At 38.2% G+C, this 23,251-nt stretch carries 20 protein-coding genes and 1 other RNA gene; 17 read left to right on the top strand and 4 right to left on the bottom strand.

All coding sequences use genetic code 11. The features are described from left to right. Nucleotides 1-45: 45 nt before the first annotated feature. The 7 genes from dinG to ACHUFV_RS06375 all read left to right on the top strand — a co-directional run bounded on the left by dinG (nucleotide 46) and on the right by ACHUFV_RS06375 (nucleotide 8,436). Nucleotides 46-2,838: an ATP-dependent DNA helicase DinG gene (dinG, locus tag ACHUFV_RS06405; protein WP_394232757.1), complete on the top strand. Its 2,793-nt coding sequence runs from the start codon at nucleotides 46-48 to the stop codon at nucleotides 2,836-2,838. Between the two features lie 308 nt (nucleotides 2,839-3,146). Next, nucleotides 3,147-3,620 carry a cell wall elongation regulator TseB-like domain-containing protein gene (locus tag ACHUFV_RS06400; RefSeq protein WP_394232756.1) on the top strand — a complete coding sequence of 158 codons (474 nt, stop codon included), beginning with the start codon at nucleotides 3,147-3,149 and terminating at the stop codon, nucleotides 3,618-3,620. A 59-nt stretch (nucleotides 3,621-3,679) separates the two neighbouring features. Continuing rightward, nucleotides 3,680-4,870 (top strand): pyridoxal phosphate-dependent aminotransferase, encoded by a 1,191-nt coding sequence (locus tag ACHUFV_RS06395; protein ID WP_394232755.1) that lies wholly within the window; start codon nucleotides 3,680-3,682, stop codon nucleotides 4,868-4,870. Between the two features lie 175 nt (nucleotides 4,871-5,045). Next, a complete protein-coding gene (asnS, locus tag ACHUFV_RS06390; RefSeq protein ID WP_394232754.1) occupies nucleotides 5,046-6,341 on the top strand; it encodes an asparagine--tRNA ligase in 1,296 nt (431 codons plus the stop codon). Between the two features lie 149 nt (nucleotides 6,342-6,490). Beyond that, complete coding sequence (locus ACHUFV_RS06385) at nucleotides 6,491-7,192, top strand: DnaD domain-containing protein (protein ID WP_394232753.1); 702 nt, start codon at nucleotides 6,491-6,493, stop codon at nucleotides 7,190-7,192. Between the two features lie 69 nt (nucleotides 7,193-7,261). After that, on the top strand, nucleotides 7,262-7,918 hold the full coding sequence (gene nth, locus ACHUFV_RS06380; RefSeq protein WP_394232752.1) for an endonuclease III: 657 nt from the start codon (nucleotides 7,262-7,264) through the stop codon (nucleotides 7,916-7,918). Next, a complete protein-coding gene (locus ACHUFV_RS06375; RefSeq protein WP_394232751.1) occupies nucleotides 7,918-8,436 on the top strand; it encodes a YpoC family protein in 519 nt (172 codons plus the stop codon). Before nth ends, ACHUFV_RS06375 begins: the two co-directional genes overlap by 1 nt. Before the next feature lie 31 nt (nucleotides 8,437-8,467). Here ACHUFV_RS06375 and ACHUFV_RS06370 read toward each other — a convergent pair whose 3' ends face one another. Together ACHUFV_RS06370 and recU are read right to left on the bottom strand one after the other, a co-directional pair. After that, nucleotides 8,468-11,116: a transglycosylase domain-containing protein gene (locus tag ACHUFV_RS06370; protein WP_394232750.1), complete on the bottom strand. Its 2,649-nt coding sequence runs from the start codon at nucleotides 11,114-11,116 to the stop codon at nucleotides 8,468-8,470. Between the two features lie 52 nt (nucleotides 11,117-11,168). Continuing rightward, nucleotides 11,169-11,780, bottom strand: a complete 612-nt coding sequence (recU, locus tag ACHUFV_RS06365; RefSeq protein ID WP_394232749.1) for a Holliday junction resolvase RecU — start codon at nucleotides 11,778-11,780, stop codon at nucleotides 11,169-11,171. A gap of 159 nt (nucleotides 11,781-11,939) precedes the next feature. Here recU and ACHUFV_RS06360 point away from each other — a divergent pair, with 159 nt between their 5' ends. Together ACHUFV_RS06360 and ACHUFV_RS06355 are read left to right on the top strand one after the other, a co-directional pair. After that, nucleotides 11,940-12,926 (top strand): DUF2515 family protein, encoded by a 987-nt coding sequence (locus ACHUFV_RS06360; RefSeq protein ID WP_394232748.1) that lies wholly within the window; start codon nucleotides 11,940-11,942, stop codon nucleotides 12,924-12,926. A gap of 352 nt (nucleotides 12,927-13,278) precedes the next feature. After that, nucleotides 13,279-13,530: a hypothetical protein gene (locus ACHUFV_RS06355; RefSeq protein WP_394232747.1), complete on the top strand. Its 252-nt coding sequence runs from the start codon at nucleotides 13,279-13,281 to the stop codon at nucleotides 13,528-13,530. A gap of 198 nt (nucleotides 13,531-13,728) precedes the next feature. On the opposite strand, the gene ACHUFV_RS06350 is transcribed toward ACHUFV_RS06355, so the two are convergent. Continuing rightward, nucleotides 13,729-13,932, bottom strand: coding sequence for a YppF family protein (locus ACHUFV_RS06350; protein ID WP_394232746.1), 204 nt, complete (start codon nucleotides 13,930-13,932; stop codon nucleotides 13,729-13,731). Between the two features lie 215 nt (nucleotides 13,933-14,147). On the opposite strand from ACHUFV_RS06350, the gene ACHUFV_RS06345 reads away from it, so the two are divergent. Continuing rightward, nucleotides 14,148-14,648 (top strand): YppG family protein, encoded by a 501-nt coding sequence (locus ACHUFV_RS06345; RefSeq protein ID WP_394232745.1) that lies wholly within the window; start codon nucleotides 14,148-14,150, stop codon nucleotides 14,646-14,648. 256 nt (nucleotides 14,649-14,904) lie between these two features. Beyond that, nucleotides 14,905-16,197, top strand: coding sequence for a hydroxylamine reductase (hcp, locus tag ACHUFV_RS06340; protein WP_394232744.1), 1,293 nt, complete (start codon nucleotides 14,905-14,907; stop codon nucleotides 16,195-16,197). A gap of 49 nt (nucleotides 16,198-16,246) precedes the next feature. On the opposite strand, the gene ACHUFV_RS06335 is transcribed toward hcp, so the two are convergent. Further along, nucleotides 16,247-16,942, bottom strand: a complete 696-nt coding sequence (locus tag ACHUFV_RS06335; protein ID WP_394232743.1) for a Crp/Fnr family transcriptional regulator — start codon at nucleotides 16,940-16,942, stop codon at nucleotides 16,247-16,249. Between the two features lie 159 nt (nucleotides 16,943-17,101). Here ACHUFV_RS06335 and ACHUFV_RS06330 point away from each other — a divergent pair, with 159 nt between their 5' ends. From ACHUFV_RS06330 to rnpB, 6 genes are all read left to right on the top strand, one after another. Further along, on the top strand, nucleotides 17,102-19,381 hold the full coding sequence (locus ACHUFV_RS06330) for a DEAD/DEAH box helicase (protein ID WP_394232742.1): 2,280 nt from the start codon (nucleotides 17,102-17,104) through the stop codon (nucleotides 19,379-19,381). Nucleotides 19,382-19,392: 11 nt separating this feature from the next. Continuing rightward, nucleotides 19,393-20,640, top strand: a complete 1,248-nt coding sequence (locus tag ACHUFV_RS06325) for a ribonuclease H-like domain-containing protein (protein ID WP_394232741.1) — start codon at nucleotides 19,393-19,395, stop codon at nucleotides 20,638-20,640. 424 nt (nucleotides 20,641-21,064) lie between these two features. Then, the gene (locus ACHUFV_RS06320) at nucleotides 21,065-21,376 is read left to right on the top strand and encodes a CotD family spore coat protein (protein WP_394232740.1); all 312 of its coding nucleotides are present in this window, start codon (nucleotides 21,065-21,067) and stop codon (nucleotides 21,374-21,376) included. Between the two features lie 95 nt (nucleotides 21,377-21,471). After that, the gene (locus ACHUFV_RS06315) at nucleotides 21,472-22,038 is read left to right on the top strand and encodes an SLOG family protein (RefSeq protein WP_394232739.1); all 567 of its coding nucleotides are present in this window, start codon (nucleotides 21,472-21,474) and stop codon (nucleotides 22,036-22,038) included. Between the two features lie 328 nt (nucleotides 22,039-22,366). Then, nucleotides 22,367-22,666, top strand: a complete 300-nt coding sequence (gpsB, locus tag ACHUFV_RS06310) for a cell division regulator GpsB (protein ID WP_150440106.1) — start codon at nucleotides 22,367-22,369, stop codon at nucleotides 22,664-22,666. A gap of 61 nt (nucleotides 22,667-22,727) precedes the next feature. Next, an RNA gene (gene rnpB / locus ACHUFV_RS06305) (RNase P RNA component class B) lies at nucleotides 22,728-23,115 on the top strand. The last annotated feature ends 136 nt before the right edge of the window (nucleotides 23,116-23,251 follow it).

Below are 23,251 nucleotides of genomic sequence, written 5' to 3'. Positions count from 1 at the left end.
ACATTCTAGTTTGATCTGGAAACGGAATGTTTGAGGTGTAATTAAATGAGTAATAAATATGTAGTGATTGATCTGGAAACAACGGGGAATTCAGTAAAAAAAGGAGATAGAATTATTCAGTTTGCAGCAGTTGTGATTGAAAACAATACAATAGTAGAGCAGTTTTCATCATTGCTTAATCCTGGACACCCTATACCTATATTTATTGAAGAATTAACTGGACTATCAGATGAGATGGTAAAGGATGCACCTGAATTTGCTGAGATTGCCCCAAAAGTAATCGAAATGCTGAATGATGCATTTTTTGTCGCTCACAATGTGCTTTTTGATTTATCCTTTTTACAGGAAGAATTAATTATGGCTGGCTATGAAGGATTTTATGGTCCTGTTCTTGATACGGTTGAAATGGCAAGAATTATCCTTCCATCAAGTGACAGCTATAAATTATCGGACCTTGCATTACAAGAAGGTCTACATCACGATAGACCACATCAAGCCGATAGTGACGCATATGTAACGAGTGAACTTTTACTTATCTTATTTGATCGCCTGCGAGATCTTCCGCTACAAACGATTAAGCAGCTTCATCATCTATCAGGTGGTTTAAAAAGTGATTTAATTGATATATTGGAAGAAATAATAATGGATAGGGAAAAACTGATTGAAAACGTTCCGAACAACCTTGAAGAGTATCGTGGCATTTGTATTAAAAAATCCCCTCATGAAAGAGTTGTCCAGGAAAGAGATTCAGTTACGTATCCCTTACATGATTATGATAAAGAAGCCCTATTGAAAAAAGCTTTTCCAGCCTTCGAGTCAAGACAGGGACAGTATCAAATGATGGATATTGTCTATCATTCTTTTCAGCATGAACGGCATGCAATGGTTGAAGCTGGTACTGGTGTGGGCAAGTCATTTGCCTATTTATTACCTGCACTTTTCACTGCCGTAGAAAGCCGTGAGCCAGTCATTATTAGTACGTATACGACTCAGCTTCAGGAGCAGCTGCTGCAAAAGGATATACCGCTATTAGCAAAGGCTGTCGATTTTTCTTTTCAAACTGTATTAATGAAGGGGAAAAGTCATTATATTAGCATTGAGAAGTTTGCAAAACTCATGTTGGAAGACGAAGATAATTACGATACTACGTTAACGAAAATGCAAATTCTGGTTTGGCTGACGGAAACCGTAACGGGTGATCGTGATGAGCTAAATCTATCAAGCGGTGGAAGGTTATTCTGGCATAGAATCAAACAGGATGAAAGTGTCTTTAATCGAAATAAATCGATGGAAACTAGAGACTTTTACTTGAATATGCGTGAAAAAGCGCAAAAAGCTGACATCATTATTACCAATCACAGCATGCTGCTATCTAGTCTTGCAGCAGATAAACCGCTGCTTCCACAGTCAGATTATATTATTATTGATGAAGGACATCATTTTGAAAAGGTTTCAGGGAAATATTTTGGCAGCAAATTGGATTATGCCTCTACTCGATTTTTTCTTCAGCAAATGGGCTTATCTGAGCAGAAAATGCTGGCCCATAAAATAGAAAAAATATTGCAAACAAATGATGGAAGCTACGTTGGCTTGCTTCATACACAGAAACTGAATGAAATCATGTCAGAATTATTATTTGCTATGGATGAAATGTTTTCCATTCTTGCCATGATAGCAAAAAATAGTGTAAAAAATAGGCTCCAAGGTAAAGTCAATTGTCCATTCCATTTTGATATGACGAAGGAAGCAAAGGCCTTTCAAGCAAAGGCAGAGCATTTTTTATTTCTGTTAACGGATTTTGCGAAGGAGATAACAGCTCGTTTTGAAGTGTTGAAAAGAGGGAATGACAAGGACTTGCTGCAAAAATCAATTATGCATGAAACAGCATCATGGCTGGAGGATAGTGAAAAACTAAGGCAGTGTTTAAGGAAAATCATCCATCAAAATACATCTGAAGATGTTTCTTGGATTGATGTCGATACTCGTTCCTGGCAAAACAGAACCACCCTGTATTCGCAGCCTGTTTCTGTTTCAAGGCAGCTTAGAGAAAATTTATTTCAAGCAAAAAAGAGTGTGATTATAACCTCAGCCACGTTATCCGTAAAGGGTTCATTCAACTATACAGCACATGCTCTTGGCTTACATACTGAGCCCTGTCATTATGAGCAGATTCCCTCACCCTTTGATTATGGGAAGCAGGTACAGCTTATCATTTCGAACGACCTGCCGGAGGTAAATACTGTTCCAATACAGGAGTATGTTTCTGCGATATCGGCCCATATTATTTCGATTGCAGAAGCAACAAATGGACGCTTGCTGATTTTATTTACCTCATATGATATGCTCCGCAAAACATATGAGCTAATAAAGGAAAGTGGTTTTTTGCAGGAATATTCCATACTAGCACAAGGAATTACTGGTGGCAGCAGAACAAGGCTTGTGAAAAATTTTCAACGTTTTGACAAAGCGATTCTACTTGGAACAAGCAGTTTTTGGGAAGGAATAGATATTCCAGGTGAGGATCTTTCATGTCTCATTATGGTCAGATTGCCTTTCTCTCCGCCAGATGAACCATTGGCAGAGGCTAAATGTGACAATGTCAAAAAAAATGGAGGGAATCCGTTTTATGATTATTCCTTGCCGGAAGCTGTGCTGCGGTTTAAGCAAGGCTTTGGTCGGCTCATAAGAACAAAAAATGACAAAGGCATCATGATTTTGTTTGATCGTCGGATTGTGTCAACACAGTATGGAAAGGTTTTTCTTGATTCATTACCAGAGGTAAAAGCAAAGAAAATGAACATCGATGATACGGTTCATTTCATTCATAAATGGCTGTAACATCAACAGTCTGATTGATAAAGTCATTCCATAAAAAAGGGCTGCTGTTAAGCAGCCTAAAAGGACGGTTTGAACTAGAATAAATTTAATTAAAAATTGAACTAATTTACATGTAAGCTGTTATAATAATTCATAAGGCTATCCTGTTTCGTTATTTTAACCTTCATAAAGTGACGATATAAGTAGTAAATTTTGTCGAGAGTGAGGAGATATTTCAATCTAAGGCTGTCGTTACATCTTTCGTACATAAAAAGAAAGGAATGCGCCTGAATTTTTCAGTGCACTTTCGTTAGATAAAGAGTGATAACATGAAAAAGTGGTTGGTCATTTTAAGTATTTTATTCATAGCAGTAATCATAACGGCTGCTGCAATTTATTTATCTGCTGTTAAACCTGTTAAACAGGCAGAGGAAGCAGCTGTGCATAAAGCAATAGAAGCTACAGATATAGCAGAAGTTACTGAATTTAGCTTATATAATGGAGAAGAAACCTATTATGTTGTACAGGGAGAAAATAATAAAGGGACAAAACTAATTGCCTGGATACCAGAAAAGAAAGGGAAGATCATCGTTAAAAAATCATCTGATGGACTTTCCCGTGATCAGGCAATAAAAAAGGTCCTAGCTGAAATGAATTCCCCTGAAATTATCTCTGTTAAGTTAGGCATGGAAAATGGTATTCCGCTCTGGGAAATCCATTCTCGTACAAAAGAAAACCTGTTGAATTATCATTCCATCGTTTTTGAAACAGGGGAATGGCTGAAGAAAATTGAAAATTTCTAAGGGAAAATCTGTTACCATAGCAGATCACATATATTCATGATAGAAGGAGAAGGAAACAAATGGAAGCGAAACTGGCTGGAAGAGTAAAATCATTAACTCCATCAACTACATTAGCGATTACGGCTAAAGCAAAAGAACTAAAAGCAGCAGGTCATGATGTCATAGGTCTTGGTGCCGGTGAACCTGATTTTAATACTCCTCAGCATATTATTGATGCAGCTGTAAGATCAATGAATGAGGGTCACACAAAATATACTCCGTCTGCTGGATTGCCTGCTTTAAAAGAAGAAATTGCAAAGAAGTTCAAGAGAGACCAAGGTATAGATTATGATGTAACAGAAATAATGGTGGCTAGTGGTGCTAAACATGCACTTTATACGTTATTCCAAGTTCTTCTGGATGACGGTGATGAGGTCATTATCCCAACTCCATATTGGGTCAGCTACCCAGAGCAAGTAAAGCTGGCTGGTGGTGTACCTGTATATGTGGAGGGATATGAAAGCAATCAATTTAAAATAACCCCTGAGCAGCTTGCTGAAGTAATTACGGATAGAACGAAAGCTGTAATTATCAACTCGCCAAGCAACCCAACAGGTATGATTTATACAAAAGAAGAGCTATCAGCACTCGGTGAACTTTGTTTAGCTAAAAATGTGCTGATTGTTTCTGACGAAATTTATGAAAAACTAATTTATGGCGGAAATGAACATATCTCAATAGCACAAATTTCACCTGAATTAAAAGAACAAACAATCATCATCAACGGGGTTTCCAAATCTCATTCTATGACCGGCTGGAGAATTGGTTACGCTGCAGGAAATAAAGTAATTATTAAAGCAATGACAAACCTTGCGAGTCATAGTACATCAAATCCGACAACAACAGCTCAATATGGTGCCATTGCGGCCTATAGCGGATCACAGGATGATGTTGAAATGATGCGTAAAGCGTTTGAAGAGCGTTTAAATATCATTTATGATCAATTAGTACAAATTCCTGGGATTACTTGTATTAAACCACAGGGTGCTTTTTATCTTTTCCCTAATGCACAAAAGGCTGCTGAACTTACAGGCTATAGTAGTGTTGATGAATTATCAACTGCATTGCTTAATGACGCAAAGGTTGCGGTAATTCCAGGCTCTGGTTTTGGAGCTCCAGAAAATATCCGCTTATCCTATGCAACATCACTTGAAGTATTAGAGCAAGCAGTTGCTCGTATCAAGGAATTTGTCGAAAAGAATTCAAAATAAGCAACCGTTTATCTAGAAGATAAAAAAGGCGATAAAACCTTGAGTTTTTCGCCTTTTTTTGTTTAAATCCGCTTATTTTACACTTTATGCACCGATTTGCTTGTCATTGAGGGGAAAGGTATAATTAAATACGATACATAGTTGATTTTTATAGTTTCTGGAGGGAACATGTAACGTGATTAAAACAACAATCGCTGAAGTTGATAAATATGTTGATCAGGAAGTAACGATAGGTGTTTGGGTAGCAAACAAACGCTCAAGTGGAAAGATAGCCTTTTTACAGCTGCGTGATGGAACAGGCTTTATCCAAGGTGTCATTACAAAGGCAGAGGTACCTGAAGAGGTTTTCCAAACAGCCAAATCCATTACACAAGAGTCCTCATTATATGTAACTGGTGTTGTACAAAAGGATGAACGTTCCCCGTTTGGATATGAACTGCATGTTAATGGAATTGAAGTAATTCATCATTCCGTTGATTATCCAATCACGCCAAAGGAGCATGGAACAGAGTTTTTAATGGATCACCGCCATTTATGGCTCCGTTCCAAACGGCAGCATGCTGTAATGAAAATTCGTAACGAGATTATCCGTGCCACCTATGAATTTTTCAATAACAATGGTTTTGTGAAGGTTGATCCTCCCATCTTAACGGGAAGTGCACCGGAAGGTACAACAGAATTGTTTGCAACAAAATACTTTGATGAAGATGCTTATTTATCACAAAGCGGACAATTGTACATGGAAGCAGCGGCAATGGCATTAGGTAAAGTATTTTCATTTGGCCCAACCTTTAGAGCTGAAAAATCAAAAACACGCCGCCATTTAATTGAGTTTTGGATGATTGAGCCTGAAATGGCCTTTTGCGAATTCGATGACAATCTAAAGGTACAGGAAGACTATGTCTCCTATATTGTTCAGTCGGTATTGAAAAATTGCCACCTTGAATTAACAACACTTGGCCGGGATGTAAGTAAGCTAGAGAAAATAACTGCGCCATTTCCTCGAATCACCTATGATGATGCACTTACGCTGTTACATGAAAAAGGGTTTAATGATATTGTGTGGGGGGATGATTTTGGTGCTCCGCATGAAACGGCCATTGCAGAAAGCTATGAGAAGCCGGTCTTTATCACACATTATCCAACATCATTAAAACCATTCTATATGCAGCCTGATGCAAATAGAGAAGAGGTCGTACTGTGTGCCGACTTGATTGCCCCGGAAGGTTATGGGGAAATTATTGGCGGTTCTCAGCGTGTTCATGATGCAGAATTGCTGAAAAAACGATTGGAGGAGCATCAATTAAATTTAGATGCTTATAAATGGTATTTAGAGCTTCGTCAATATGGATCTGTCCCACATTCGGGCTTTGGACTTGGTCTGGAAAGAACAGTTGCATGGATAAGTGGTGTTGAACACGTCCGTGAAACAATTCCATTCCCTCGTCTATTAAACCGTCTTTACCCATAAAATATAGCTATGTTAAACGGAAAAATCCGCAACGAAATAGTGCGGATTTTTTCATTTAGGCAGGTCTCTCTTAATTTGGTAAAGCTCCCTGTCATTCACCTTACTTACGTAAATACTTCATGATATACTAATAAGGAGGTGTTCATTACATGAGTAAAATTGATTTATTAAATTGGCTTAAGGAAGGCCAGATTACGATTCCGACCGTCCTGTTAACACAATATAAAGAAATGAAATTAAATGAGCACGAGCTTGTGCTTCTACTGCAAATGATCTCTTTTATTGAAAAAGGAAATGAATTCCCTACTCCTGCTGAGCTCTCTTCCACTATGACAATTTCCGTTTCCGAATGCTCGGAACTATTACGAAAGTTAATTCAAAAGGGATTTATTGAAATAAATGATGGATTTACAAGTGATGGAATTCGTTATGAAAAGTATTCGATTGAGCCGCTTTGGGAAAAATGTATCGATTACTTTTTACTACAGCAAAAACGAGAAGAGGTTCATGCGACTCAACAAGAGGAAACAGATTTATATACTAGTTTTGAACAGGAATTCGGTAGACCCTTGTCACCGTTCGAATGTGAGACACTTGCTATGTGGCTTGATGATGACCATCATGATGCAGTTATCATTAAATCTGCGCTTAGGGAGGCAGTCATTTCAGGTAAATTAAATTTTCGTTATATTGATCGTATACTTTTCGAATGGAAGAAAAATGGAATTAAAACAATTGAGCAGGCTAAAAGCTATGGCCAAAAATTTAGGCAGCATCAGCAGAAAAATAAACCAAAAGAACCTGCAAAAAATACTGGTTCACTCCCATTCTATAACTGGCTTGAAAACTAATTCTTTATCGGCATACTTGGGGATTTCCTATTACTATTAATTAAGTGAAAGGTCTAATAGGTTGAAAAAATGTTAAATAAGAGTCAAATTAGGTTTTGTTTAGATAAGATGGGGGAAATGTTTCCCGACGCACATTGTGAATTGAATCATGCCAATCCATTTGAGCTAGTCATTGCCGTTGCTCTGTCAGCTCAGTGTACGGATGTATTGGTTAATAAAGTAACAAAAGGGCTGTTTGAGAAGTATAAAACTCCTGAGGACTACATAAATGTTCCCCTTGAGGAGCTGGAGCAGGATATTCGTTCTATTGGTTTATACAGGAATAAAGCGAAAAATATTCAAAAGCTTTGTAGGATGTTACTTGACCATTATCATGGAGAGGTGCCGAGAAATCGTGATGAACTAATCAATTTACCTGGTGTAGGCAGAAAAACAGCGAATGTCGTGGTATCAGTTGCATTTGATATCCCTGCGATTGCGGTTGATACACATGTTGAACGAGTCAGTAAAAGGCTAGGCTTTTGCCGTTATAAAGATTCCGTACTGGAAGTAGAAAAAACATTAATGAAAAAGGTTCCGCAGGAAGAATGGTCCGTTACGCATCACCGAATGATTTTCTTTGGGAGATATCACTGCAAAGCACAAAATCCTCAATGTCCATCATGTCCTTTATTGGAATTATGCCGTGAAGGGAAGAAACGCATGAAGGGAAAGGAGGTTTCCTAATGGGGCAGCTGCTTTCCTTTCCTGTTGAATGGTCCAGGTTCTCAATCCAAATAAATAACAGCTTGCAGGAAATACAGGATCATGAATTTCAAGCACATTTCCCGTTGTTATATGATGCAGCATACATCCAAGGATGTGATATGCTGAAACCATGGCAAATGTCCGCTAGCACGGTACTAGAAGTGCTTAAGCAATGGGAAATCATTAAAGCTGATTTACATGAAACGTTTTCTATCCGGGATCAAGCAGGTACGGTAGAGCCGATGAAAAAGGGGATAGGACTGTTTCTTGAGCTCCTCTATTGGTGTAATGGTTCACCAGTTTTATGGAAAATCAACAAAGAGGTAGTTCTTGAAAATAAACCGGTGAATTGGGAAGAAAGACTTGATTTTATCCTATCCTATCCAAATAAGTACCATTCATATATTCAATTAACAGAGCTAATTGTGGAAATGGAAAAAATATTTGTAAAACAGCAGATAATCATGAATCAAAAAAAGCGTCTAAAAGCTGACTAACAGCTTTAGACGCTTTTTCTATATTGATTACTTATTGGACTGGTGCCGGGCTATTGCTTTGGGTTCCAGGCTGCTGATTGTCAATCGGGACGTCAACATCCTCAGCAGCATCATCAGGGGATGGAGGGGTTTGACCTGGATTGGTTTGATTGTTCCCATTCCCGTTATTCCCATTGTTTCCATTTGCATTCCCATTCCCATTATTGCCGTTCTCATTTCCATTATTATTTTCTGAATTTCCATTAGTGTTTCCAGGGTTTGTACCATTATTGTTTTCGTTATCGTCTTCCAAATCTTCTTGATTCTGCTGGTCCGTACCAGGGATAGTCACGCTTGTTGTAGCAGGGTTACTTTGCTGGTCATCTCTCACAGCAATGACCTTGAATGTATAGGTACCACCGGGCTCTGGATTAGACATTCGTAGCCCAGTTTCGGATGTAGTACTCAATGCTTGTTCAGCACCGCCATTAAGCGATACAGAAACCTTATATTGAGTAGCATCTTCACCGCCTGACCATGACAAGACAATTTCATTGGTTTGTTCTTCATAAACGGCGGAGACACCAGAAGGACCTGCTAGTTTTTTATATTTAGTTGACACTGCACTCGGTGCATTTCCTTTAACAGCATATTCATAAATCACTTGACTGTCAGGCGTATAGTCACTGGCAAGCTTTGCTGGTCTTGAACCTTTTTCCACTCTTACTTTTGTAACTGTCTTTGGAACCGTAAAATCAGCTGTTTTTTTGCCTTCTGAGACATATTCCATTAAGTTACTGAAAATTCTCATTGCAATTTGTTGATCTTTTCCTGGAAGTATGGCATTTTTTCGTTCTTCATAGCCAGTCCAGATGGCCGCTGTATAATTGGTTGAATATCCGACAAACCATGCATCAGGTACAGCGCCATTTGATGTGATACCAAATTTTTTCATTTCATCATTTGAGTAGTTAGTGGTTCCTGTCTTTCCGGCTACAGGAAGTCCCGGTACATTTGCCCGCTGACCTGTACCATAAGATGCCGTTAGGACGCTTTTCAACATATCACTTATCATAAAAGCAGTATAATCGCTCATTGCGACTTCTGTTTTTGGTGCCATATTAATTTTCGTACCGTCGCGGAATTCAATTTCCTTTACGGAATGCGGCTCAGTATAATAGCCGTTATTCCCAAATGCACTATAGGCTCCGGCCATTTGCAGGGAAGTAACACCATTTTTAAGACCGCCAATTGCATTTGATTCAACCATTTCCTCTAGATTTAGACCAAGTTCATTTGCAAATTCATGTGCCCGCTCTAAACCAACCTCCTGTAAGGCCTTTAGGGCTGGAACATTTCTTGATCGGGCGAGTGCTTCCCGCATGGATAACGGACCTAAATTCTTATGATCCCAGTTATTAATCGTTTGACCGGTAGAATATTTATAGGGTTCGTCAACAATGGTTTCATACGTTCCCCATTTTAAATATTCAATAGCTGGAGCATAATCAAGTACCGGTTTAATCGTTGAACCTGGTTGTCGTGGAACAGAGGTTGCATAATTTAAGCCGAAATCAATATCCTTATTTCGATTGCCTCCAAGTGCTCGTATCTCGCCAGTTTTCGTATCTAATAGGGTGATGCCAGCCTGAAATTTATCATCAGGGAATGGTACAATTTCGTTTTCATACATAATTTGATCGACATAGTCCTGTGCCTTTGTATCAAGTGTTGAATAAACCTTTAAACCATCTGTGTATACATTCAATTCAGGATATTTGTCCTCGATTTCTTTTATTACCTGACCAATAAAGGAATCATAAGGAATATCGCCTTGTTGCGTACGTTCCTCTTCTTTGACAAGTGAATCAGTGACAGAAGCAGCCTGTGCCTCCTTCATTTCACTTTCAGAAATATAACCATGCTGGTTCATTAAAGAAAGCACAACATTTCTACGTTTTTCTGCTCTATCCGGATGGTCAAATGGGTTATAATTATTAGGGCTTTGCGGCATTCCTGCAATCAATGCTGCCTCCGGAAGGGTTAATTCACTTAAATCCTTTCCAAAATAGACCTGTGAGGCAGTCCCAATTCCAGTCGTTCTTTCCGACATAAACACTTTATTAACGTATAACTCGAAAATTTCCTCTTTTGTATACTTTCGTTCTAGCTGAATGGATAACCATGCTTCCTGTGCTTTACGGGATATCGTTTTGTCAGCTGTTAAAAAGTAGTTCTTTACTACCTGTTGAGTGATGGTACTTGCACCCTCAGCTCCAAAGCCTTGTGTAAAGTTAGCAATGACGGCTGCCCCTAAACGAATTGGATCGACCCCGTGATGTTTGAAAAAACGTGAGTCTTCTGTAGCGATCACGGCATCTCTGACAAGTTCAGGAATATCCTCATACTCAACATACTCAAGTCTCTGTGTCCCAATTTCGGTGACTAATTTTCCATCTGTATCGTAAATTTCCGAAGGTATTGCCGCTTTTAATGTATTTGTATCAAGCTTTGGTGCGTCTTTTACCATGAAAGCAAACGTAGCTGCCCCGCCAATTATTCCAATAATACCGAGGGCTGCTAATATAAGAAAAACCCGTTTAACTAATGAGCCCTTAGACTTTTTCTTTCCTTTTTGCTTGCTTTTGGCAGCATCCTGCTGTTTTCGACGCTCCTCCCTCGATTGATATTTTTCAGTCATAACTCATTCCTTCCTTTCTAATAAAACCAACGTGAATACGATTCATTCTTATTTAAAATTTGTATAAATTATTGATGATTTTAATATAATCAATTCTCGGCTGAAAACCAAGGGGAATCAAGGACCCGAGGTCTTCTATTTCTGTTTTTGTAATCGATTTTCTTCCTCCATCCAACATCCTCTGCCAAAAAAACAGGAGATGCTCTGCCTTTAGATAATAAACTTCGTCTGTCAATGAAAAACGGAGTAAGACAAAGCAAATCGCTCCGTGTGCTAATACTTGTTTCATATGTACAATCTGATGTTCATGAAAGTTTTTAAGCGGGAAAGAGGTTTCAAGCTTTGTTTCCTTTGCTTCGAAATCAATGTATCTTCCTTTATATATGCCATTGTAGTCAGTTGTTGATGCCTGTTTAAAATATGCCTCTTTTATAACTGCGGCACTTCTTTTTGGATAGTTCACATCCACAATCTGAACGGGTGTAGGCTTTTTATGAATGACAGCAAGCCCCCGATCTAAATAATATTGATTTGTTTCATTTATGTCCTCCTCTAATGTCATTCCCCTTTTTCCGTAGGACCATTTTTTGTCCGTAGAATTTCGGCCAGCTGTTTCAGATGCAGCAGCTACATATCGCTTACCATTTGGATAATGGAAAGTCATTCTATTCACCTCACATGCTATTACTAATAATAACAAATATCTGCCCGTTCATGTTGAATAAAAAGAATCATTTAACAAACGATACTAGTACAACTAATTGCGATGAAGCCTTAGATTACAGCTGTTTATTATCAGAAATATGAGGTTGTGAATAGGAGAATGAGACTAATTCCAGCACCACAAACATTAACAGCAAATGAGCGAATACTGATACAAACGATTAGAAATGAAACAAAGATCTATAATCTTGATAACATATCCCGGACGGATGCTTATTTTCGTTATTATAGGCAGCATCAGGAAATTCATTGGGCCTTTCTAGCTTCTATGGTCTCGCGCAATGCCGGATGGAATATGTGTGATCTCGAGGGGCTCTGGTTTCCTCTGCTTTTAGAGAAAGGAGTAAGGGATAAGCTTTTCTACACATATGAAATAGCGAATTGGCTGATTTTCCAAGATGCCTTTCCACAGCTATTGCTATATCATTATTCGACGAAAGGTAAAAAGGCAATGTTTCATTTATTAAAGTACTTTCATGTTTCTGCATTTATGGAAAGGGAATGGAATTATTTCTGGAACCATCGAAATCATAAGCGATTACTTATTTCTCTCATTGTTAATGAACAGCATGTCATTCATAAGCCGGTTATTTGTCATCCGTATTTTCAAAAAAATGTATTTCGAACATTTATTTATTTTTTCCAGGATTTTCTTCATTTTAGTTCAATCCTGCTGCCAACCTGTTCAGGAAATGTATATGGGGCAAGCGTCAATGGATTTAAGAATGTCCATAAAAGGATTGATCTTGGTAAACGAATTGCCTCAATTCTGTTTAATGAACAACTTTTTCCTTCTTTTTATCAGTTTGCTTCTAAAACTATTCATACAGGCTCAAGATATGATTATGAGTGTTATTTTATGAAGCAAAAAAAAAGAGATACTCCTTTTTTACGTACGGTATTCCCTATTATTGAACCCGAGGCGCATCAGCTGTGGGAGTACGAAGACTGGTCATCCGGAAAGAAAATAAGAAAATCATGGTATGATCAACCGATACACCGTCACCCTATTTTATTAAATGAATGGTTTTTCCAAAAGCAAAGGCAGATTCAAAGGCTTGCAATAGTAAAACATGTAATGGAATAAGTACGGAAAAAAGCAAGGAGTACTCCTTGCTTTTTACTTTAATAGTGCTTACTTATGTTGAAGGACGATCAGGACCTTCAAGCTTTTTGTCGCCATAGCCTGGTTTTGTTTCATTAAGTTTTTTAGGTTGGACTTTATTTTGTTTTTCCTTTTGCCCCATTGTCAACACCTCCACTACTAGTTTGTACATTGAGAATGGATTCATGCTTCTTGATTTGTCGAAGGAGAGTTAATAAAGGAAAAATTCTTCTACCTTTGCCGAATGATAACTAGTTTTGTCAGGTAGGAAGGAAGAGAAGAAGATAGGGAGAATTACTATTATTACTAAAGTTCAAAGGGAGGCAGAAGTATAATGAAAACAACTGTTATTGGAAGAGAAGAACTAATTGACATGTTTGAGAATATTAATAATCAACTGGAACAATTGGAGATTTCAATAAAGACCAATATGTCACAACAACAGTATGAATGGCAAAGAAAACAGGAAGCGCGATTTGATACTTGTGACAAACAGTTGGAATCCCTTGAAATGAGTATGTCCTCCACAATAGAACGTAAAGATCAGCTTAAAAAAACATCATTACGATTAACGCTTAGTTATTAAGTATAGATAAGGAATGAAAGCAAAAGAATGGTGGAATTTATGGATAGAAACCGAAAAAAAGGAAGTATCCGCATGAAGGGAACTTCCTTTTTTACTATATTCATCCGTCCAAGACGTTGTTAGGATCAATTAAAGGAACGTTTGTCATGCTGATTCTATGAGTTGTATGATTGAAGGGTTATTTATGTTTTTGAGGTTTTAATGAAAAAGAGATTTATCGATGAATATATCAGGAAATTTGGCTCCTAATTTTTCTAATTCACGAACAAGATTTCGGTACTCAATAATCGAAATTTTATTTTGTATATACTCTTTCTTTGTAAAGTCCAATAACTCATTGACATCATCAGTTAAGTAATCACGAATTTGAAGAAACTTCAATTTAAGTTCGTGAATAGTCATAATTTACTCCTCCTTTACCTTTTATTACATTTTATCATGAATTGGGAATAGTCTAATATTTTTAAAATATTTAGACTTCCGACAGAAACCCCCACCAGTAGACACGATTTGAAACCTCCGATCCCAAAAAAACAACAATTTTGACACTGTCACCATCTGGGCATCCATATCATATATTTAATGTATAATACTAGTCTTAAGGAGGGATAATGCCCATGTATGGTCCGAGGTTAAGACAAGGTCATTACGTTGGCTATCAATCTACGCCAATGAGGCAACACCCGTACCCAATCATACAGGGAATGAATGGGAATCAGCCTGCAATTGATTTTCCATATATGAATCCCTATACGATTCAAGGAAGTCAATATTTTTATCCACCTGCCCAAGGGGCTGCTGGATATCATCAACAAGTACCGTCCCATTCTTCTTTTTCACAAAATGTTTTCCATAACCCGCTGCAAGGAAAACAAGAAACTTATGGTCAAATGCAGCAGCAGGTACAGCCGAACGGTTACTCTTATATGAATCCATACCCAAAGGGCTCCTTTCTTGCTAAACCACCATCAGGTATGAAATCAGTATTAAATTCGTTTAAATCACAGGATGGATCATTAGATATTAATAAAATGGTGGACACTGCCGGGCAGATGATAAATGCCGTCAGTCAGGTTTCGTCAGTTGTAAAGGGCTTCGGCGGTATGTTTAAAGTCTAATTTATACTAGTGGTGGAAAGCGGTCTATCTAAGACCGTTTTTTTGTTGTTCAAGTCACGTTCATAGACCAGCGTTATCGGTGTGATTTTTTGGGGGATAGGATTTTAATCACAACTTGTCACAAATTATTCAAAAAATACGGGGTTAATAGTGAATAATTTATGACAATCGATTAAGGTGTGATGTAAATCACGTACGTGTGAATATCTGGAAAGTAAACTGTAAAAGAATGATAGTGAGAGAGGGGATTTGTAAAATGTTTTGTTACCAATGTGAGCAAACACCTACAGGGGGATGTAAAGTAATCGGTGTTTGTGGAAAAGATGAAACCATTGCCAGCTTGCAGGATACCATTATTTTCGGTTTAAAAGGAATTGCTGCTTATCGGACACATGCTAATCAATTAGGCTATACAGATCCATTTGTTGATGCAACCACTCACGAAGCGTTGTATATGACATTGACAAATTCAAACTTTAATGTTCAAGAGCATATTGAGATGGCCATGAAGGTCGGCAAATCTGCTGTCCGTATCATGGAAGTACTTGATGAAGCACATACAAAGCTACTTGGAGTACCCGAACCTGTACGTGTTTCCCAAAACAAGATTGAAGGAAAAAGTATTGTTGTGACAGGACATAATTTATTTGCACTTGAGCAATTGTTAAAGCAAACAGAAGGAAAAGGAATTAATATTTATACTCATTCCGAAATGCTTCCTGCTCATGGCTATCCGCAACTGAAGAAATATTCACATTTGAAAGGAAATATTGGGAAAGCTTGGTATGACCAGCGTCGATTATTTGAAAAGTTCCCAGGAGCTATTTTGGCAACGACAAACTGTGTTATGCCGATTAAAGGAACTTACGCTGACCGTATGTTCTCTTATGAAGTGGCTGGTCTTGAAAATGTCCAGAAGATTGTGAATGATGATTTCAGTCCATTGATTAACCGTGCTTTAGAGCTTCCAGAAGCAAATATAGATTCAGATGAAACATTACTTACCGGCTTCCATCATGAAACCGTTCTTGGATTAGCACCAGAGGTAATTGCTGCTGTTAAGGAAGGCAAAATCAAGCGTTTCTTCGTCATTGCAGGCTGTGATGCTCCTGGAAAAGGCGGGGAATACTATCGTGAATTAGCTACATCACTCCCTCCAGAAACAGTAATCTTAACAACCTCATGCGGAAAGTTCCGTTTTAATGATGTTGATTATGGCACGGTCCCTGGAACAGACATTCCTCGTTATATTGATTTAGGTCAATGTAATAACTCAGGTTCGACGATCAAAATTGCTAAAGCACTTGCAGATGCATTCGAGTGTGAGATCAATGAATTACCTGTTAGTATTGTTCTATCTTGGTTTGAACAAAAGGCGGTTGCTATTTTACTAGGTTTATTCAGCCTTGGAATTCAGGACATTCGAATTGGACCAAAACCACCTGAATTTATTTCTGAGGGTGTTATGAATGTATTACAAGAGACGTTTAATTTGAAGCTAATCGGAACTGCTGAAGAAGACATGAAAGAAATGCTGCAATTAAATTAATATAAGAAAGAAGAGAGTCTATTGGCTCTCTTCTTTCTTACTATTTTATTCAAGAAAATAATTCCTCAGCTAGTATATCTGGATCAAATAATAAATCATTATCTATATCGGTTTCAATTAAGTTTTCCTTTTTAAGCTTTGTTAGTGTACGGCTCACAGTTTCCCGTGTTGTTCCAATCATATTAGCCAAATCGCGATTTGTAAATTCACCTTTAAGAAGTATTCTACCGTCCTCTAGTTTTTGTCCATGTTCTTTTCCAAGCCTTATCAAAAGTTTAATAATTTGCTGGTACGTATTATTTAGGATTTGTGATTCTAAACGTTCCTGTAAATCAACAATTTTTTCACCTAATACCTTAAAAACCTTGATACTTAGCTCTGGATTATCAATTAATACCCGCTCAAATTGGATAATCGGAACAACTACCAGTATGGCATTTTCTAGGACCTCAGAAAATGCAGGATAGCCTCCTTTACGGAAGAATCCGACATGGGGAAACATTTCCCCCTTTTTTAATATCGAAACAATTTGTTCCTTCCCGTTAATATCCGTTTTATATATTTTAATTTTGCCTTCATATATAAAATAAACATTTTCAAGAGGTTCATCCTGTAAAAATACATGACTTCCTTTATTCCACTCTCTTGAAATTGAAATTTCGACTATTTTATCAATCTCTTGTTTGTCTAGTTCGCGGAACAGGGAAAACTCAGATAAAACATTTTCGATTTGCTCTTTGTTCATGCTAACACCTCGGTCACATTTCTTAGTACCATTGTAACAAAAAATTGATAACAAAACGTCTTATAATCATGATTAAGATTGAAAAAATAAATAATATGCATCATAGCTCTTTTATTGCGAACGTTCATTCGATAAAATAGGGTTATGAGGTGAGAATGAATGAATCTTCGAAAAAGCTTGCAAGAAATAATGAATCAACTGAAACTAACGGATGAATATAAAGAAAATATTGTTCATTGGCAGACCATTGAGGCAAAAGAAGCAAAGACAGTTGACTTTCCTGCTTCGATCCATCCTTCACTTAAAGCTGCGTTACAGGGCCGGGGCATTCATACATTATACACTCATCAAAGAGAAGCGTATGAATCAGTAATGGGAAACAAAAGTATTGTAGCAGTAACACCAACAGCTTCAGGGAAGACATTATGCTATAACCTTCCCGTTCTTGAAACGATTATCCGTAACCCGAATGCAAGGGCATTATATATGTTTCCTACCAAAGCACTTGCCCAGGACCAAAAAAGTGAAATGAATGAATTAATTCAGGAAGCAGGACTCTCGATTAATAGTTATACGTATGATGGTGATACTCCAGCAAACATCCGGCAAAAGGTAAGGAAGGCAGGACATATAGTGATCACGAATCCTGATATGCTTCATTCTGCTATTTTGCCTCATCATACGAAATGGGTCTCACTCTTTGAGAATTTACAATATGTCATTATTGATGAGCTCCATATATATAGGGGTGTATTTGGGAGCCATGTAGCCAATGTGATAAGACGCTTAAGAAGAATTTGCCAGTATTACGGAAGTAATCCGACTTTCATTTGTACTTCTGCCACAATCGCCAACCCGCTTGAGCTTGCCGAAACCTTAACAGAAAAACAAATGGTCCTTATTGATAACAATGGGGCACCTAGCGGGGTTAAGCATTTTCTATTTTATAACCCGCCACTTGTCAATAAACCGCTCAATATACGTAGAAGCGCCACACTAGAGGTACGCAAATTAGCAGCTGAATTGTTGAAAAATAAAATTCAAACGATTGTTTTTGCCCGTAGCAGAGTCAGAGTCGAAATTCTACTGACCTACTTAAAAGAGCTCGTTAAGTATCAGCTGGGACCAAAAGCGATAAGAGGCTACCGGGGTGGCTATTTGCCGACGGAACGGCGTGAAATTGAAAATGGTTTGCGTTCAGGAGATATATATGGTGTTGTGAGTACAAATGCTTTAGAGCTCGGAGTAGATATCGGCCAGCTGCAGGTCTGTATTATGACAGGCTATCCGGGGACTATCGCAAGTGCTTGGCAGCAGGCTGGAAGAGCAGGGAGACGGCACGGAGAATCGCTTGTTATAATGGTAGCCAGTTCAAGTCCGCTTGATCAGTATATCATTGGACATCCAGAATATTTCTTTAACCGTAGTCCGGAAAGTGCCAGGATTAATCCGGATAACTTGATTATAGTAATTGATCACATGAAATGTGCTGCATATGAACTACCGTTTAAAGAAGGGGAGGACTTTGGCAGCTTTCAAACAAGTGAGATACTTGAATATTTAAGCGAGGAACGAGTTTTATATAAAAATGGTGATAAATGGTATTGGATGAATGATTCCTTCCCAGCCCATAATATTTCACTGCGCTCTGCTTCACAAGAGAATGTTGTAATTATTGATATCTCTGAAAGTGCCAATGCGAGGGTGATTGGTGAAATGGACCGTTTTTCAGCAATGACTCTTCTGCATGAAGAAGCGATATACCTGCATCAAGGTGTTCAATACCAAGTTGAAATACTTGATTGGGAGGAAAAAAAGGCATTTGTCCGCGAAGTGGCAGTTGATTACTATACAGATGCAAATTTAGCTGTTGAGCTAAAGGTACTTGAGGTTGATAAACAGCGAAAGAACGAACAGCTGGAAATCGGATATGGCGATGTGAGTGTTTTGGCGATGGCGACCATTTTTAAAAAAATTAAATTTGAGACACATGAAAATATCGGTTCTGGGCCAATTTCCCTCCCAGAGGAGGAGCTGCATACGAGTTCGGCATGGATTTCCTTAAATAAAGAAATGAGCGGTCTTAGTGAGGAAAGACTTGATCAAGGATTAATTGGTATGGCCCATTCACTAAAACATATTGCGCCGCTGTTTGTTATGTGTGATTCCCAGGATATTCACGTTGTACCACAGGTTAAAGCTGCTCATAATGAGAAGCCTACGATTTTTTTCTATGACCGGTATCCCGGAGGAATTGGATTAAGTGATAAAATCTATCAAGGAATCGAAACGATTTTATTTGAAGCAAAAAAAATGGTCAATAGCTGTCCTTGTGACCAAGGCTGCCCGTCGTGCATTGGAATGGATGCACAAACGGAATCGGCCAAACATGATACAATAAAGCTGCTAGCTTTATTTCAAAATTCAACTCTTTCCTAGGTGAATGAATCATGTCTATTAAAAATAAATTAAATCGCTTAAAACCACACTTGAAAACCGAATCAGATAAATTGGCACCAGAACCCCAACCATCACGATCTGTTGTTGAAAGGGGTGATATACCGTTCCTAAATATTTGGAAAGAGAACGGTGTGTCACCATATTATACAGATAAGGATTACTGTTTAATTAGGGAAGTAACATTTCCGCTTGAGACACTGCACGGAAAGTACCGTTTTGCTGACTATTTGCTCGCAATAGATGCATGGAACAATAGCAGCCTGAAGCATCCGCTGTCTGCGAAAGGCCATCAGCCTGATGAATTATTTTTCTTCGATACTGAAACAACAGGACTCGGTGGGGGAACGGGTAATACTATTTTCCTGCTTGGGTATGCGAGCTTTAATGGGAAGGAAATCGTGTTGAAACAACACATTCTGCCACAGCCAGGTTCGGAAGTGCCATTATATATGAGCTTTTTAGAAAATATTGATTATGCGAAGATGGTTACCTATAATGGCAAGGCCTTTGATTGGCCGCAGGTTAAAACTAGACACACGCTGATAAGGGAGCATGTTCCAAAGCTCCCGCCTTTTGGTCATTTTGATCTATATCATGCGGCAAGAAGAATCTGGAAACATCGCTTGGAAAGTGTTAAGCTTTCGACTGTAGAAAAAGAAATATTAGCATTTGAAAGAAAGGATGACATACCTGGTTTTTTAGCACCGATGATCTATTTTGATTTTGTCGAGCGGAAGCACCCAGAGGGCATGATTGGTATTCTTCAGCATAATGAAAAGGATATTTTATCGTTAATTTCACTATATACGCATCTTACCTTCCAGCTTTTAGGTATTGATCAAACGCAGACAGGGAAGGAAACGTTTGAAGTGGGCCGCTGGTATTCATATCTCGGCGAAACAGAAGCTGCAGAAATAGTCTTTTCTAAGCTATCAGAAGGAAATGATGCAGAAGCAGTAAAGGCAAAGCATGCCTTAGCTTTTCAATTGAAAAAGAAACGGAATTGGAAGGCTGCAGCCACACTATGGGAAGAGGTTGTTAGTAAGGGTGACCTGCTTATCCAAATAGATGCTTGTATTGAGTTGGCAAAACTCTTTGAGCATCACTGCAAATCATTCGAAAAAGCTATTTTTTATACAGAAAGAGCACTTGACATTCATAGTAGAGAAAATGAACGGTTGCATGATGAATTATTGAAAAGATTCAACAGACTGAAGAGGAAACAAAGGAATATATGATTAATTGTGACAAAATAATGTCATTATCATTAATTTGCTGCTTTATAGGCTAATTAACAGTTGTTTGTCTTCCCGCTAGAGAGTAAAATAATAAATTGTTGGATTTAACTTCATTCAGGCTGAATGAAGTTTAGCCTTCGGACGCAAATTCGGTGGGCGAATTTGATTAAGATATAAATGAGTGAGGCGGGAAACAATGTATAAAGCTATTTTGTATCTCTTTTTTGTTGTAATTGGTTTAACTGCCATTATTTTTACAAGCTTTAAAGATAATTTTTATGCACTATTTTAAAATGCGAATAATTGGAACCCGGCATAAGTGAATGCAAGGTAGACAAATTTAGGTATATTCATTAGTACAAGAATCCTCCGTTTATCATAGGTTATTAATGTAAGTTAAACTATGATGAAAGGAGAAAATATAATGTATTGTAGACCAACAAGAGTTTTACCGGCAATTGTTTGTCCGACAAAATGCTGTGTAAATCATAGTAGTGAAAATATCATCGTTCCAGTTGTTCATCCTTCACATACAACGAATGTTAACCACACAAACTATCAGTATCAACATCATTTTCCTCATACTCAATCTTTTGTGAATGAGGTGACAAAAACTGACATCGGTCCAGTACCAGGTCCTCCGCCTGCACCAACACCAGGCTTTGGACCAATGGGATATCCTGGTGTTCGTCCTCCGGGGTTTGGACCTAGACCTGGACCTGGTTTTTTTAGATAGTCATCCAAACAAGGGCCTATTAAGCCCTTGTTTTTCTTTATGTCCTGCTGATATTGAATTATAGGAATTAGACTAACGGAATCGGTGGTGAGAAAATGGTTAAAGTTGTAACAGTTTCAGGTTATAAACCCTTTGAACTAGGAATTTTCAAAAATAATCATCCAGCCGTTCCGTACATAAAAAAGGCTATTCAAAATGCTTTGAAGGGAATGCTTGAGGATGGGCTCGAATGGGTATTAATTTCTGGCCAGCTCGGGACAGAGCTATGGGCAGCTGAAGTGGTGTATGAGCTGCGGGAAACTGAGTATCCCGATTTAAAGCTTGCTGTGATTACACCTTTTCTAGAGCAAGAGACATCCTGGAGTGAGGCCAATAAAGAATGGTATGAATCTATTTTAATGGAAGCTGATTTTGTCGATGCTGTTTCTCATCGGCCATATGAAAAGCCATGGCAATTCCGTATGAAAAATCAATTTCATATTGAAAAAAGTGATTCACTGCTGCTGTTCTATGACCCGGAAAAAGAGGGCAGCCCCAAATTTATTTATGATACTGCAAAGAGCTATCAGGAAAAGCATAAATATGAGATCCAAACCATACAATTCTATGATCTACAATTGCTTGCAGAAGAAGAACAATGGAATAATGATGGTTTAAATTAATATACTGTGTTAATGAATTATTGTTGTTTTTATGCTAGCTTGTTGATTGTAGTGGAAGGCACGAAGACTCCTCGAAAATTCTATCGAATTTTCTCGTGCGTGGGCGAATTCAAGGAAGTAATTCAATGTCCTGCGGGAGAAGCGAGACAGTCGAGACCCCGCAGACACGCAGTGACGAGGAGGCTCGGCGGTCGCCCTAAGGTGCGCGAAGTTTCTTGAACGGAAGTTAACAATCATAGTTAACAATGATATTAGTAAAGAAAAATTGACAAATACGCATATTTTTGAAAAAATATAGATTACATGGGCAATGGTTGAGGTGAAAATGATGCTTGCTGATAAAGTGAAATTGACGGCGAAAGATATTTTGGAGAAAGAATTTAAAACAGCGATGAGAGGATATAAGCCTGAGGACGTAGATAAATTTCTTGATCTCATTATTAAGGATTACGAAACCTTTCATCAGGAGATTGAAGAATTGCAGCAGGAAAATATGCGGTTGCGCAAACAAGTGGAAGACGCTGCTAAACGTCCGACTACGCAAACTGCCGGCACAACTAATTTTGATATTTTGAAACGATTATCCAATCTGGAAAAGCATGTTTTTGGAAGTAAATTGTACGAATAACTATTATTACTATTGTTATTAACATGAAGTTTTATTATAATGATCTTTGTGATCATTAATAGCGTTCGGGTAATCGCTGTATGAGTCAATCATGCAGAGGAAAGTCCATGCTCGCACAGACTGAGATGTCTGTAGTGTTCGTGCCTGGCGAAACCATAAGCCAGGGCAGCCGGTATTCCGGTTGACGGCAGGGAAAATACCTAAGTCTAATAAGATATGGTATGAATACCTTGAAAGTGCCACAGTGACGTAGCCTTTTCAGAAATGAAAAGGGTGGAACGAGGTAAACCCCGCGAGTGAGAAACCCAAATTATGGTAGGGGCACCTTCTCGAAGGAAATGAACGAAGAGAAGGACAGATGATGCTTTATCTGTAGATAGATGGTTACCGCCTGAGTACAAGACTTTGGGTCGCTTGCAGTACAAAGGAACAAAACATGGCTTACAGAACGTTATTAATGTCTGATAAAGGATTTAACAGCTCTCCCGAGAAGGAGAGCTTTTCTTTTAATAGATGTTGGTCAGGCTCGTTTTTTGAATGTCGTTTTGGGTTACACTGGACAAAGGGACAAACATGGATACATAT

Source organism: Niallia oryzisoli, from assembly GCF_043641075.1.
GTDB classification, from domain to species: domain Bacteria; phylum Bacillota; class Bacilli; order Bacillales; family Cytobacillaceae; genus Bacillus_BD; species Bacillus_BD oryzisoli_A.
The sequence above is the reverse complement of the archived record's forward strand: the minus strand, read 5'-3'. Positions and strand labels throughout refer to the sequence as shown.

What these genes read in the sequence shown, in the direction of transcription:
- dinG (WP_394232757.1), top strand. Translation starts at nt 46, where the DNA reads ATGAGTAATAAATATGTAGTGATTGATCTGGAAACAACGGGGAATTCA.
- ACHUFV_RS06400 (WP_394232756.1), top strand. Translation starts at nt 3,147, where the DNA reads ATGAAAAAGTGGTTGGTCATTTTAAGTATTTTATTCATAGCAGTAATC.
- ACHUFV_RS06395 (WP_394232755.1), top strand. Translation starts at nt 3,680, where the DNA reads ATGGAAGCGAAACTGGCTGGAAGAGTAAAATCATTAACTCCATCAACT.
- ACHUFV_RS06385 (WP_394232753.1), top strand. Translation starts at nt 6,491, where the DNA reads ATGAGTAAAATTGATTTATTAAATTGGCTTAAGGAAGGCCAGATTACG.
- nth (WP_394232752.1), top strand. Translation starts at nt 7,262, where the DNA reads ATGTTAAATAAGAGTCAAATTAGGTTTTGTTTAGATAAGATGGGGGAA.
- ACHUFV_RS06375 (WP_394232751.1), top strand. Translation starts at nt 7,918, where the DNA reads ATGGGGCAGCTGCTTTCCTTTCCTGTTGAATGGTCCAGGTTCTCAATC.
- ACHUFV_RS06370 (WP_394232750.1), bottom strand. Translation starts at nt 11,116, where the DNA reads ATGACTGAAAAATATCAATCGAGGGAGGAGCGTCGAAAACAGCAGGAT.
- recU (WP_394232749.1), bottom strand. Translation starts at nt 11,780, where the DNA reads ATGACTTTCCATTATCCAAATGGTAAGCGATATGTAGCTGCTGCATCT.
- ACHUFV_RS06360 (WP_394232748.1), top strand. Translation starts at nt 11,940, where the DNA reads ATGAGACTAATTCCAGCACCACAAACATTAACAGCAAATGAGCGAATA.
- ACHUFV_RS06355 (WP_394232747.1), top strand. Translation starts at nt 13,279, where the DNA reads ATGAAAACAACTGTTATTGGAAGAGAAGAACTAATTGACATGTTTGAG.
- ACHUFV_RS06350 (WP_394232746.1), bottom strand. Translation starts at nt 13,932, where the DNA reads ATGACTATTCACGAACTTAAATTGAAGTTTCTTCAAATTCGTGATTAC.
- ACHUFV_RS06345 (WP_394232745.1), top strand. Translation starts at nt 14,148, where the DNA reads ATGTATGGTCCGAGGTTAAGACAAGGTCATTACGTTGGCTATCAATCT.
- hcp (WP_394232744.1), top strand. Translation starts at nt 14,905, where the DNA reads ATGTTTTGTTACCAATGTGAGCAAACACCTACAGGGGGATGTAAAGTA.
- ACHUFV_RS06335 (WP_394232743.1), bottom strand. Translation starts at nt 16,942, where the DNA reads ATGAACAAAGAGCAAATCGAAAATGTTTTATCTGAGTTTTCCCTGTTC.
- ACHUFV_RS06330 (WP_394232742.1), top strand. Translation starts at nt 17,102, where the DNA reads ATGAATCTTCGAAAAAGCTTGCAAGAAATAATGAATCAACTGAAACTA.
- ACHUFV_RS06325 (WP_394232741.1), top strand. Translation starts at nt 19,393, where the DNA reads ATGTCTATTAAAAATAAATTAAATCGCTTAAAACCACACTTGAAAACC.
- ACHUFV_RS06320 (WP_394232740.1), top strand. Translation starts at nt 21,065, where the DNA reads ATGTATTGTAGACCAACAAGAGTTTTACCGGCAATTGTTTGTCCGACA.
- ACHUFV_RS06315 (WP_394232739.1), top strand. Translation starts at nt 21,472, where the DNA reads ATGGTTAAAGTTGTAACAGTTTCAGGTTATAAACCCTTTGAACTAGGA.
- gpsB (WP_150440106.1), top strand. Translation starts at nt 22,367, where the DNA reads ATGCTTGCTGATAAAGTGAAATTGACGGCGAAAGATATTTTGGAGAAA.